The organism is Yinghuangia sp. YIM S09857 (assembly GCF_051388915.1).
Taxonomy (GTDB): Bacteria; Actinomycetota; Actinomycetes; order Streptomycetales; family Streptomycetaceae; genus Yinghuangia.
The window spans coordinates 16,190-28,340 of record NZ_JBPKBH010000012.1 but is presented as its reverse complement, the minus strand read 5'-3'; the positions used below and the strand labels follow the sequence as shown (position 1 = coordinate 28,340).

The following is a 12,151-nucleotide window of genomic DNA, read 5'->3' as shown; positions in this document are numbered from 1 at the left end:
CCCGCGCGCCCCCGCCCTCGGCGAGGCCGGGCAGGCAGATCTCGGTCAGGTAGCGCGGCGAGGAGTTGGTCGGGTGCGTGACGAACCCGTCGGCCAGCTCGCCCGCGAGCGCGCACATGCGGCGGTTGACGCCGCCGAGGTAGACCGGCGGGGTGGGGGTGTCCTCGTCCGGGCCCGGGTTGAAGTACGGCTGCATCCGGGTGATCCGGTAGTGCTCGCCCTGGAATGCCGGCCGCTCGCCGGTGCGGAACGTGCCGAACGCCGCCTGGACCGCCCCGACGTACTCGCGCATGCGGGCGGCGGGCTCGGACCACGGCATTCCGTACCGGTCCTCGATGTTCTGCTTGATCTGGGTGCCGAGCCCGAGGTGGAAGCGCCCGCCCGAGAAGCGCGCGAGGTCCCAGGCGGTGTACGCGGTCAGCATCGGCGACCGCGCGAACGCGAGCGCGACGGAGGTGCGCACCACGATCCGCTCGGTGTGCTCCAGCGCCAGCAGGGCGAGCGCGAACGCGTCGTGCACGGTCTCCGAGACCTGGAGCCCGTCGTACCCGGCGGCCTCCGCGCGACGCGCGTGGGCGGCCACGTCGCGCAGCGGGATCCGCGGGTCCATTCCGGTGTAGACCTTCATCACGCTTCCTGGGGCTGTGGGTCGGTGGCGGCGCCGTCGTCCGAGGCGGCGACGAAGGTGCGCCCCCGGTCGACGATGCCCTGGCGTACCTCGGCAAGGCGCGCCTGGTCGAAGCGGTTGTCCATCCAGGCGCGGGCGCGGGTGTGCTCGCGCGCGTAGGCGGCGTCGCCGTCCAGTTCCGCCATCTCGCGGTACATGTCGCGGACCTCGGCCACGTAGACGGACGGGATGTCGGCGATCTGCGCGGCCACGGCCAGGGCCCGGGGCAGCAGTTGGTCGTGCGGGACGACCTCGTTCACCAGGCCCCAGGCGCAGGCGCGCTGCCCGTCGACGAACTCGCCGGTGATGCTCATCTGGAGCGCGCGGGCCGGGCCGATCAACTGCGGCAGGCGGATGGTCAGGCCCCAACCGGGCATCAGGCCGACGCGCGCGTGGGTGTCCGCGAAGCGGGCGCGTTCGGACGCGATGAGGAAGTCGCAGCCGAGGGCGAGTTCGAAGCCGCCGGTGACGGCCGGGCCGTTGACCGCGCCGATGACGGGCGTGGTGTGCGGCGGGAACGGGCCCCAGTAGGGCGGCGGTTCGGCCGAGGTGTTGCGCTCCGCGCGGGACGTGCCGGTGGTGGCGAGGCGCTTGAGGTCGAATCCGGCGCAGAACGCGGGGTCGGCGCCGGTGATGACGATGGCGGCGACGTCCTCGCGGGCGTCGAGCTCGGCGACGGCCTCGGGGATCGCGGCGGCCAGGTCGGGGGAGAGGGCGTTGCGCGCCTCGTGCCGGTTGAGCGTCATCAGGGCGACCTTGTCGCGTACTTCGACGAGCAGGACCACAGATGCCTCCTTTCGGTGTGTGCGGGGAGCCTTCGGGACGGGACGGGGGCGCCCCGGGGTCAGCGCGCGGGGCCGGACGGTCCGATGTCGCGGGCGCCGCCGTCGCAGTGGATCACCTGCCCGTTGACGTAGCCCGCGTCGTCCGACAGCAGGTAGGTCGCCAGACCGGCGATGTCCTCGGGGACTCCGGTACGCCCGGACGGGATGCGCTCGGCGATCCGCGCCACGACGTCCGCCGGCATCGCGGCGGTGGCGCCGGGCGTCATGATCATGCCGGGGCAGATCGCGTTGCAGCGCACGCCGAGGTGGCTGTAGGCGGCGGTGATGTTGCGGGTCAGTTGGATGACGGCCGCCTTGGAGGTGCCGTACGCCGCCAGCCCGGGGGTCGCGAGCGTGCCGGAGCCCGACGCGATGTTCACGATCGCGCCGCCGCCGCGGGACAGCAGGTGGGGGAGGGCGGCGCGGGTGACCCGGACGGTGCCCATCAGGTTGAGGTCCCAGGTGCTGTGCCAGATGCGGTCGTCGTTCTCGGCGATGTTGCGGTCCGCGCCGAGGCTGCCGCCGGCGTTGTTGACGACCAGGTCGATGCCGCCGAACCGCTCCAGGGCGGTTTCGACGAGCTCCTGCACCGAGTCGTCCTCGCGCAGGTTCATCCGGACGGCCAGAGCCTGACCCCCCTTGTCGCGGATGCGCGCCGCGACGGCCTCGGCCTCGTCCCCGTGGAGATCCCCGAGCGCGACGGCGACCCCCTCCTCGCCGAGCCGCAGCGCGGTCGCCGCCCCGATGCCCCGGGCACCCCCGGTGAGCGCCGCCACCTTGCCGACGAGTCCGCGCATGTACGCCTCCAATTGCTTGACTGGATCCACCAATATCAGAGCCCACCCCCGGTTGCCAGGCCCGCACCCCGCATACGCCCACCACACGCGCTCTGTGCCCCGCCCCGTCCTGGGGAGATCGTCCGGACCTGCCCTTTGTCCCGGCGACGCCGCGCGGCGGGTGGGCGGCGCGTGGACCGCGCCGGTGCTCGACGCGGACACCGAGGCCGAGCGCCCCTGGCTTGTCACCGGCTATGTCCCCGGCCTGTCGCTGGGCGAGGCGGTGGCCGAACGCGGACCGCTGCCGGAGCCGTCGCTGCGGGTGCTGACCGCGGGGCTCGCCGAGGCCCTGGGCGCGGTGCACGGGGCGGGCGTCGTACACCGGGACCTCAAGCCGTCCAACGTCATGCTCTCGCCGGACGGTCCGCGGGTCATCGACTTCGGCATCTCCCGGGCGGCCGACGCGAGCGCGCTCACCGGCACCGGGATGTCGGTCGGGTCGCCCGGGTTCATGGCGCCCGAGCAGATCGAGGGCGGCGACATCGGGCCCGCCACGGACGTCTTCGCGTTGGGCGCGGTACTGGCCTACGCGGCGACGGGAGAGGGACCGTTCGGGGACGGGAACTTGCAGGCGCTGATCTTCCGCGTCCTCACCCGGGAACCGCGGCTCGACACGGTTCCGGCGCCGCTGCGGCCGATCGCGGCCGCCTGCCTCGCCAAGGAACCCGGGGACCGGCCAACGCCGCACGAGGTCCTGCGGGCGGTCCTGCCTGACGGGGACGCCGCCGCGCTCGTCGCGGCGGGGTGGCTGCCGCCGGACCTGGCCAACGCGGTCAGCCGCCGCGCGGTGGCCCTGCTGGAACTGGAGGACGAGGCCCCGGCCGCGCCACCGCCGCCTGCTCCGGAGATCGGGCGGGACCGAAACGAATGGGCGCCGGCGCCGCCGACGTACGTGAACCCTTCGTACAGCCCCGTTCACGCGGCTACGACGGGCGCCGTCCGGACCGCGCGCCGCCCGGCCTGGCTGTACCTGGCGGCCGCGTTGGTCGTGGTCGCGGCCGTCGTCACGGCCGTCGTCCTCCTGCGCGGCGACGGCGACGGCGACCGGACTGCCTCCGAAACACCGGTCTCCACGCTCGGCGACAACGCCGACCAGCCGAAACCCCCGCCGCCGGCGCCGTCCGGCACCTTCCCGCCGGGGCCGCTCCCGGCCGCGTACGCCGGCACCTGGAAGGGCGGCATCACCATCCCGAACCTGCCGCTCCTGGTCCAGGAGGTCACCATCGTCCTCAAACCGGGCGACTCCGGCGCGGTCGTCGGCACGATGACCACGACGGTGACCGGAATCGCCTGCAAGGGCGACTCACGCCTGGTCGGCGTCCAGCCGAACGCGATCCTCCTGGAAGACGTCCCGGGCAGCGGCGGCTCCCAGAACCCAGGCGTCTGCACCGACGGCGGCCGGTTCACCCTGCAAATGCAGCCCGACGGAAGCGTCGTCTTCACCGCCTTGGCAGACTCCACCGGCCACCCCACCGGCACCCTGACGAAGATGTAGCGGCACCGGACCGGAACGCCACCGCGCGAGCGGGTCCGGCGGGTCCGGCGGGTCCGCGGCCGTCGGGTCGGCCATCCGGAACAGTGCGCACCCGGCCCCGGACCGTTTGCTCCGCGCACCCCGGTCCCCGAGTGGGGTGTGAGCCCGACAGCGGTTCGCCGTGAGGTGCACGCGTGGGAGGCGTGAGGTGCACGTGGGAGCCGTGAGGTGCACGAGTGAGCCACGTGAGCTCCGTGAGCTGCACGCGTGGGAGGCGTGAGGTGCACGTGGGAGCCGTGAGGTGTACGCGTGTGCGGGGCAGACCCCGCGGGTCAGGAGCGGTGGACGGCCCGAGGACCTACCGGCGTGGCGCCAAGGGTGGTGATGCGGGTTCGGAGTTCTCGGTCCGCGGTCACCACCGCGCAGTGGCGGCCGGGGGTCTCGCGGAGCGCGTCGGCGACGACCCGCACGATCTCGTCGTCCCCGCTGCCGGGCGTGCCGACGACCTCGACCCCGGGCACTCCGGTCAGGGCGCGGGCCTTGCCCTCCACGACCAGCACGACTTCGAGCGGGCCTGACTCGGCCCATTCGGGGACGCCGCCACCTGCCGCCAGGCCCCCCGCGGCGTCCTGGACGAGCGCGTCCCGCAGACGGCGGGCGGCCCCCAAGCGGTCCCGCCACCAACCGTCCGGCACCGAACCCACCACGTTCGCCGCGTCGACCACCACGAGCGGCACTTGTTCCGTCATGGTCGCCAGTCCACCACAGGGCTCGGTTGCGGCCGATGCGGCATGGCCGCGGGGATCGGGGGCAGCCGCGCGGCATGAGTCAGGATTCAGGCAGGCGGGTTGACCATTCCCGGGCGCCGGTGCTGGAGGCGTTGGCGGCCTACCATCGGCGCGGTTATGTGCCGTTCACACCGCCCGGGCACAAGCAGGGGCGCGGGGTGGATCCGCGGGTGCGCGAGGTGCTGGGCGCGGAGGTGTTCGCCTCGGATGTGCTCGCGGTCGCCGGGCTGGACGACCGAACGTCCTCCGGCCGCGTCCTCGCCCGGGCCGAAGGCCTCATGGCGGATGCGGTGGCAGCCGACCACACGTTCTTCACGACCTGCGGCAGCAGCCTCTCGGTCAAGAGCGCGATGCTCGCCGTCACGCGCCCGCACCACGAGCTGCTGATCTCCCGCGACGCGCACAAGTCCGTCATCGCCGGCCTGGTCCTCAGCGGTATCAAGCCGGTCTGGATCGACCCGCACTGGGACCCCGTCCTGCACCTCGCGCACCCGCCCGGCCCGGAGGACTACGCCGCCGCCCACGACGCCTGCCCGGACGCGGCGGGCGCGCTGGTGACCAGCCCCACACCGTACGGCACCTGCGCCGACCTCGCCCGCATTGCGGATGTCTGCCACGAACGCGGCCTCCCCGTCATCGTGGACGAGGCGTGGGGCGCGCACCTGCCGTTCCACCCGGATCTGCCGACCTGGGCGATGGACGCGGGCGCCGACGTGTGCGTGACCAGCGTGCACAAGATGGGCGGCGGTCTGGAGCAGGGCTCGGTGTTCCACCTCCAGGGCGACCGCGTCGACGCCGACCGCCTCGCGGCCTGCGCCGACCTGCTCGGCACGACCAGCCCGAACGTGCTGCTCTTCGCCGCCATGGACGGCTGGCGGCGCCAGATGGTCGAGGACGGCCGCACGCTCCTCGGTGCCGTGCTCGGTCTCGCCGACAAACTCCGCACCGAGATCGGGGAGATCGCCGGACTGCGCGTCCACCACGACGAATTCCTGGGTCCTGAACGGGCGTTCGAGCTCGACCCGCTGCAACTCGTCATCGACGTCTCGGGCCTGGGCGTCACCGGCTACGCGGCCGGGGACTGGCTCCGCGACCACCACCGACTCAACCTGCACATCTGCGACCACCGGCGGATCAGCGCGCAGTTGTCGTACGCCGACAACGACGCCACCGCCAGCGTGCTTCTGCGGGCCCTGCGCGACCTGCCCCGACACGCCGAGGGCCTCGCCGCGCGGTCGACGCCCGTCGACGTACCGAGTCCCGCCGACCTGCGCCTGGAGACCGCGATGCTGCCGCGCGACGCGTTCTTCGCCGAGGCGGAGCACGTCGGCGCGGACCGGGCGGCCGGGCGGGTCGCCGCGGAGATGATCACGCCGTACCCGCCCGGGATACCGGCCGTCCTGCCCGGCGAGCGCATTTCCGCGGCCGTCGTCGACTACCTCCGCAGCGGGGTCGCCGCCGGGATGGTCCTCCCGGACTGCGACGACGCTCAGCTCAGGACGGTCCGCGTCGTCGCCTGAGCGACGTACGCGGCCTTGACCGCCGTCCAGCGCGCCCGCTCGTCCGCGCTGAGCGTGCCCAGGAGTTCGCCGAGCTTGAGCAGGTTCGCCTCGGTGTCGGCCGCCAGCGTCTGCGCCTCCGCGGCGTAGTGGTCGGCGACCAGCGCGGCAAGTTCCGCGTCGTTCATGGTCGGCGACACCCGCTCGGCCATGCGGTTCATGTTGCGGTACGAGCCCTGCAACCGGAACGGCGGTTCGGTGCGCGACGCGTCGGTGCGCTCCGCCGAGGCCATGTACGCGGCGTTCACCGTCAGCACCGTGTCCCGCAGCCGCAGCAGGCGCCGCAACACCGCGAGCATGCGGTCGAGTTCGGCGGGCGCACGGGCCTGCTCCAGCAGGTCGGGGCGGATCGGCCGGTCCGGGTGTGCCGCCCATTCCAGCAGCAAGTCCAGGTCCGCGCCGCCGCGTTCGGTCAGCGGGACGAGGACCGGGTGCGAGGCGAGCGCGTTCTCGATGAAGCTCAGCTCGAACGCGGCCGCGCTGCCCGTCAGGATCTCGCCGAGGTTCCACACGTCGGCGCGGTTCGCGAGCATGTCCGGCACCCGGAAGACCCGCCCCGCCTCGGTGTACGGATTGCCCGACATCACCACGGCGAACCGCTTGCCCCGCAGGTCGAACGTGTGCGACCGGCCGTCCCTCACGCCCGCGATCCGGCGTTGGCCGTCGCACAGCGGGATGAACTTCTGGAGCAGTTCGGGCGAGGTGTGCTGGATGTCGTCCAGGTAGAGCAGCACGTTGTTGCCGGCTTCCAAGGCGAAGTTGACCTTCTCGACCTCGCGGCGGGCCGTCGCGTTCGGGGCCTCGGCCGGGTCCAGCGAGGTGACCCCGTTCCCGAGCGCCGGGCCGTCGACCCGGACCAGCAGCAGCCCGAGGCGTTCCGCCACGTATTCGACCAGCGTCGTCTTGCCGTAGCCGGGCGGCGAGATGAGCAGGAGCAGCCCGTGGTTGTCGGTGCGCTTCGCCGCCCCGGCGGCGCCGAGCTGCTTGGCGAGGTTGTCGCCGACCAGCGGCAGGTAGACCTGGTCGATGAGGCGGTTCCGCACGAACGTCGTGGGGACGGAAGGCAGATGCTCCTCCACCCGCAGCCGCGCCCGCTCGGCCGCCACGAGTTCACCACGCAGCGCCTGGTACGCCCGGAATCCCGGCACCCGGATCCTCCGGAATTCATCGGTCCGGGCGAGGAGTTCGTCGATACGCACGACGAGCGACCCGCGTTCGATGCGCGGGTGCCGCCCCAACAGCCCCGCCACGGTCTCCGCGCCGTCCTCCGCGCAGACGTAGCGCGGGAGTTCGGGGCACAGTTCCACGGCCACCGCCTCGGCGAGGTCGCCCGGGGCGACCGGGTGCCCCGAGGACCGGGCGTACGAGCCGAGCCACGCCCCGACCACTTGCCGGCGCGCGGACACGCCCGAGAGCTGCCGCAGATCCTCGTCGTACGCGTCGCCGCCGACCGCGTGCCGGAACTTGTCGATCAGCGCGTGCGCGGCCGACGCCGTAATGAACCCCCGTCCGCCCGCGGCCAGTTCCTCGACCAGATATTCGGCGGCGCGCGCCGGTTCGACGTCCTCCCACCCGTCCCCAGGAACCGCGAACTCCGCCACGGCCGAAGCCACTTCCCGGCACAAGGCACCCAGCGCGGGCGACGGGCCGAACGCGTTCCGGGCCCGGCCGAGTGACCGTGCTCGCAACGTCCACTCACGCCTGGCCTGTTCGTCGCACCCGTACGCCCACAGCAACTGCGCCGCGGCCCGGTCCCCGGCCGGGTAGCGCAGCAGCCCCACGGCAGTGTGCAACCGCAGCAGCGCGCCCAGGATCAACTCGGCGTCGTGGTCGTGAACGCCGCGCTCGTAGCCCTCGTCGTACGCCCGCCGCGCCGCCTCGCCCACCAGCGTGCCCAGGTCGGGGCCCGCCGCCGGGCCGTGCTCGGCGAGCAGCCGGGCCGCCAGGAACTCGCCCCGGTACACCTCCGGTGACTCCGAGGGCAGCGTCTGCCCCCAGAACGCGCGCGCCGCCGCGAACCGCGGATCGTCGACGGGGCGCCGGTAGTCGGTCCCGGTCAGCGCGAAAGCCATGCCGTCGTCGTGCGGGACCAGCGTCAGGTTGACCGTGTGGGTGGTGACCGCGAAGCGGTGCCGCCCCAGGCGCACGGTCCCGCCGTTCCCGTCCGCGAGGTCCGCCCGGTCGCGCAGCGCCCTCGCGGCCTGCTGCCGGGCGGCCTTGAGCCGGCCCGCCAACTCCTCGGCGGTGACCTGCTCGCCGAGTTCACGCAGTTCCGCGATGGCGCGTCGCACCTTGTCCGGGGCCGGATCGGCGGCGAAGTACGCGTCCACCTCGTCCAGTTGCGCGAACCCGACGGCTCGGCGGCGGACCCCGTCCAGGACCCGGCCCGCGGAGTCGCGCAACCGGGCGGCGTGCCGGGCCCGTTCGTCCAGCAGAACCTGACGTCGGGCCGCGAACGCCTCCTGGACCTCGTCGCGCTTGTCGGCGATCTGCCCGCGGAAATCCTCCAGTTCGGGGAAACGCGCCTCCAGGTCCTCGATGCGCAGCAAAATCCGGGCGAGCTGCTCGTCGCACGCGTCCGGTGAATCCGCGGACGCCAGCGCGGCGGTGATCGTCTGCACCAGCAGCGCGAACTCCGCGGTCGCCTCGGCACGTCCCTCGTCCTCCGCCAGCGCCCGCTGCCGAGCGGCAAGCAGCGCGCGGGCCCGCGCCAGGCGCCCTTGGGCCTCGGCGACCTGACCGAGGATCGCGGTGCGCACGGTCGCGTCGGAGATGTCCAGGTCGCCGACCGTCTCGGCGACCACTCGCAGTCCGTCCGCGAGTTCGTCCAGTCGCGCGCCGATGGGGGTGCCCTCGGCCACGGTGGCGATGCCGCCCGCCTGCTCCGCGAGTTCGTCGGCGGCGGCGTGCTGCGCAGCGAACGCGCCCGGCTCGCCGAGGAAGGCGACGGCGCGGCGCCCGGTGGCCGCGAGGTCGTCGACCAGCTCCTGCCGCAGCGCCTCGATGCGCGCCGGATCGACGTAGCGCAGGTCGCGCAGCGGGGCCAAGCGTCCCTGGGCGTGCCGGAGTTCGGAGAGCAGACCGATCCACGCCTCCGCGTCGCGCGGACCCTCGTTGCGGGCACGGCGCACCACGGCGGCGATCCGCGCGGCCTCGGCGTCCACCGCCTGGCCTGCGGCCAGGGTGAGTTCCTGGACGGACCGGAACTCGGCCAGCACGTGGTGCGCGGTGCCGCGCAGGCCGTCGAGGGGTTCGTCCAGCCCGCCGAGCTCGGGGTCGGCGAGCCAGTGGTACCGGTCGGCCACTCGCGAGCACGCGCTTACGACGGCCTCGAACGCGGCGGTGGTGGCCCCGGCTTCCTCGACGAGCCGCACGACCGCGAGGCTGTCCGCGATCCCGGCCACCAGATCGGCATTGCCGACCCGGCCCAGCGGCCCCTCGGCGGGCGGCCTCGCCGCGGCGAACGCGTCCGAGGCGTAAGGCGTTTCCCACACCTGGACGGGATGACTGCGGCGGGCCTCCGCCGCGCCGCGCAGGATCACCAGCGTGCCGTCGTCCAGCAGCGTGAACCCGCGGCCGGCCAGCGGAGTGGCGACCTCCTTGCGCACCGCGTTGTACGACAACAGCAGGTTGCGGCCCCGCTCCCGGTGGTGGAACACGTACAGCGTGTCCTCGCCGTTGGGGGAGCGGACCACGTCCTCCAGCTCCAACCCGTCGGTCTCGGCGTCGAACTGCTTGTACACGCCGGTGCCGAGGTGGAAGCCGCCCGGGAACACCACCCCGTCGTCGCCGGGCAGGCGTCGCGCGCCCTGCCCGAGCGCGTCGATGCGCACGAGCGAGCCGGTGGTGGTCGCGTGCACGAAGTGCCGCCACACGTCCTCCTTGTACGGCCGCACCCGCAAGAGGACGAGCGTGCCGACGCGGGCGTACGCGATGTCCGCGTCGGCGAGCGACTGCAACGGCTCGGCGACCGGCTCGCGGTGGACCACGCCCGCGGACGTCTCGACGTCGTCGACCGTCTTGACGGTCAGCGAGCCGCCGACGGTGGAGACGAAGAGCAGGTCGTCCACCGACGCGTGCGGGTGCCGTCCGAGCCGGTGCCGCTCGCGGCCCACCGTCGTCCATGCGAAGTCGTACGGCGCGGGGAACACGTGGTCGCGCTCCCCGCGCGCGTCCAGGTACTGCGGATCGCCGCCGGTGGACACCCGCCAGCGCAGCACCCGCACATCTCCCGGCTTCGGCCCGGTGCGGAAGACCGCGAGCAACCGGCCGTCCTGACGCCTCAGTTGAACGAGCCGGGCATCGCGGAAGTAGCGGAACAACTCCGCCAGGTCGTGCCGGACCGCGGGCACGTCGAACAGCCCGCCGACCGCGGTCGGCGCGACGCCGGTGAACCCGGGGATGTCCCCGTCGACCCGGTGGTGCAGCGTGAACGTCCCGCCGACCGGGTCGAGGTCGTGACCCTCGGAGCCCACGGCCCCCGGCGCCGGGCCGCCGCCCGCCAGCAGCACCCCGCCGACCCACGCGAGGTCGCGGAGCACGCGGTCGGCCGCGGTGTGCAGTTGCGCGCCGCCGAGGAGCCGCATCCCCGTCGCACCGAAGAGCGCGATGCGGCGCCGGTTCAACTCATCGACGCGGTTGGCGAGTTCGGCCGCCTGGGCGGCCATGCGGCCACGCAGGACCTCGAAGTCCCCGTCGGCTGCCGCGACATCGGGCTCGGGACCGGGGCCGGGAGTGAGTCCTCGGCCGGTGGCGATGGTGTCCGTCACTGTGCGCTCGCCCTTCAGCCCGAGTTCCCGCCGCCACCGGCGTTGTCGCCACCGCCCGCACCGCCGCCGCTGCCGTTGGCCCCGCCCGTCGACTTGCCCGGGTTCGGGCCCGATGTCGTACCCCAGGTCCGGCCCAGGGCGGCGAGTTCGGACGAACCCCCGTCCCGCATCAGCTTCGCCAGCAGTGCGCTCACCGTCATGTCCCGTACGTCGTCGGCGCCCAGCGACCCGATCATCCGCGTCAGGTCCTGCGTGAAGGCCCCCGAACCGTCCATCCACGGACCGGCCAGCGCCTTGACCGTGTCGGAGTTCTGCACGAACCCGTCGACGCCCTTGCCCATCGAGATCGCTCCGGCCAGGCGGTCGAGGAACACGCTCTCGCCGCCCAGGATGGTGATGTCGGCGTTCTCCAGGCCGGCCGCCATCACGACGGCCTGTGCCTCGGCCACCTGGCGCTGCGCGTCCAGGCCGGCCAGACGGACCTCCTTGTCCGCCTCCAGCCGCAGCCGGTACTCCTCGTGCCCGCGCGACGCCTCGTCCAGCGCGGCCATCGCCGCGGCCTTCTCGGTCAGACCCGCGGCCTCCGCCTTGAGCTTCAGCCCCACCGCGTCCGCCGCCACCGCCGCCTTGCGCTCGGCAACCGCCGCCTCCGCGCGTCCGACCTTCTCGATCGCGGCCGCGTCCTGCTCGCGGACCCGCACCTCGGCGAGGCCGACCGCGGCCGCCTCCGCCTGCGCCGCGTCCGCCAGCCGCAGCTTGGCCTGCGCGTCGAACTCCGCCGCCTCCCGCCGCGCCTGGGCCAGGACCACCTGCTCGCGCGCCTTGTGGGCGGCCGCCGCCTCCGCGGCCTCGGCCGCCTTGATGCCCTTGACCAGGTTCTGCTGCGCCTCGGCCTCCGCGAGGATCACCAGCGCGGCCCGCTCCCGCTCGGCCTCCTCGACCGCGCGCAGCCGCTTGACCGCCTCCTCCTGCTCGGCGACGGTCCGGTCCACCGCGACGCGCTCGCGCACCACCTCGGCGATGTCGCGCTTCTCGCCCTCCACCTCCTTGTCGGCGGAGATCCGGGTCAGCGCGGTCTCGCGCTCGCGCGCGATGGCCTCCAACTGCCGGTCCTTCTCGATGCGCTCGTTCTCGACGGCGATGACGCGCTCGCGGTTCTTCTCCGCGACGGCGATCTCGCGGGCGACGTTCTCGCGCTGCACGCCGAGCTGCTCCTCGGTCGCCAGGTACGCCG

At 73.8% G+C, this 12,151-nt stretch carries 7 protein-coding genes and 1 pseudogene; 2 read left to right on the top strand and 6 right to left on the bottom strand.

The window, feature by feature from the left end; genetic code table 11:
- From ACRX5S_RS24435 to ACRX5S_RS24425, 3 genes are all read right to left on the bottom strand, one after another.
- A partial coding sequence (locus ACRX5S_RS24435) for an LLM class flavin-dependent oxidoreductase (RefSeq protein ID WP_436775220.1) occupies nucleotides 1–628 on the bottom strand: 628 nt, incomplete at its 3' end.
- Nucleotides 628–1,452, bottom strand: coding sequence for an enoyl-CoA hydratase (locus tag ACRX5S_RS24430; protein WP_436775219.1), 825 nt, complete (start codon nucleotides 1,450–1,452; stop codon nucleotides 628–630). The genes ACRX5S_RS24430 and ACRX5S_RS24435, both read right to left, overlap by 1 nt.
- 59 nt (nucleotides 1,453–1,511) lie before the next feature.
- Complete coding sequence (locus ACRX5S_RS24425) at nucleotides 1,512–2,318, bottom strand: SDR family NAD(P)-dependent oxidoreductase (protein ID WP_436775218.1); 807 nt, start codon at nucleotides 2,316–2,318, stop codon at nucleotides 1,512–1,514.
- A gap of 154 nt (nucleotides 2,319–2,472) precedes the next feature.
- On the opposite strand from ACRX5S_RS24425, the gene ACRX5S_RS24420 reads away from it, so the two are divergent.
- A complete protein-coding gene (locus ACRX5S_RS24420; protein WP_436775217.1) occupies nucleotides 2,473–3,822 on the top strand; it encodes a serine/threonine-protein kinase in 1,350 nt (449 codons plus the stop codon).
- Nucleotides 3,823–4,133: 311 nt separating this feature from the next.
- Here ACRX5S_RS24420 and ACRX5S_RS24415 read toward each other — a convergent pair whose 3' ends face one another.
- The gene (locus tag ACRX5S_RS24415) at nucleotides 4,134–4,550 is read right to left on the bottom strand and encodes an NTP pyrophosphohydrolase (RefSeq protein ID WP_436775216.1); all 417 of its coding nucleotides are present in this window, start codon (nucleotides 4,548–4,550) and stop codon (nucleotides 4,134–4,136) included.
- 74 nt (nucleotides 4,551–4,624) lie between these two features.
- Between ACRX5S_RS24415 and ACRX5S_RS24410 the strand changes: the two genes are divergently transcribed.
- A complete protein-coding gene (locus ACRX5S_RS24410) occupies nucleotides 4,625–6,109 on the top strand; it encodes an aminotransferase class I/II-fold pyridoxal phosphate-dependent enzyme (protein ID WP_436775215.1) in 1,485 nt (494 codons plus the stop codon).
- On the opposite strand, the gene ACRX5S_RS24405 is transcribed toward ACRX5S_RS24410, so the two are convergent.
- Both ACRX5S_RS24405 and ACRX5S_RS24400 read right to left on the bottom strand, forming a co-directional pair.
- Entirely contained in the window at nucleotides 6,079–10,917 is a 4,839-nt protein-coding gene (locus ACRX5S_RS24405; protein WP_436775214.1) for a DNA repair ATPase, read from the bottom strand. The two genes, ACRX5S_RS24410 and ACRX5S_RS24405, sit on opposite strands and share 31 nt — an antisense overlap.
- A 14-nt stretch (nucleotides 10,918–10,931) precedes the next feature.
- Nucleotides 10,932–12,151, bottom strand: a pseudogene (locus ACRX5S_RS24400) (flotillin family protein); the annotation flags it as partial.

Excerpts from the sequence above, each read along its gene's own strand:
- ACRX5S_RS24415 (WP_436775216.1), bottom strand. The coding sequence starts at position 4,550 with ATGACGGAACAAGTGCCGCTCGTGGTGGTCGACGCGGCGAACGTGGTG.
- ACRX5S_RS24410 (WP_436775215.1), top strand. The coding sequence starts at position 4,625 with ATGAGTCAGGATTCAGGCAGGCGGGTTGACCATTCCCGGGCGCCGGTG.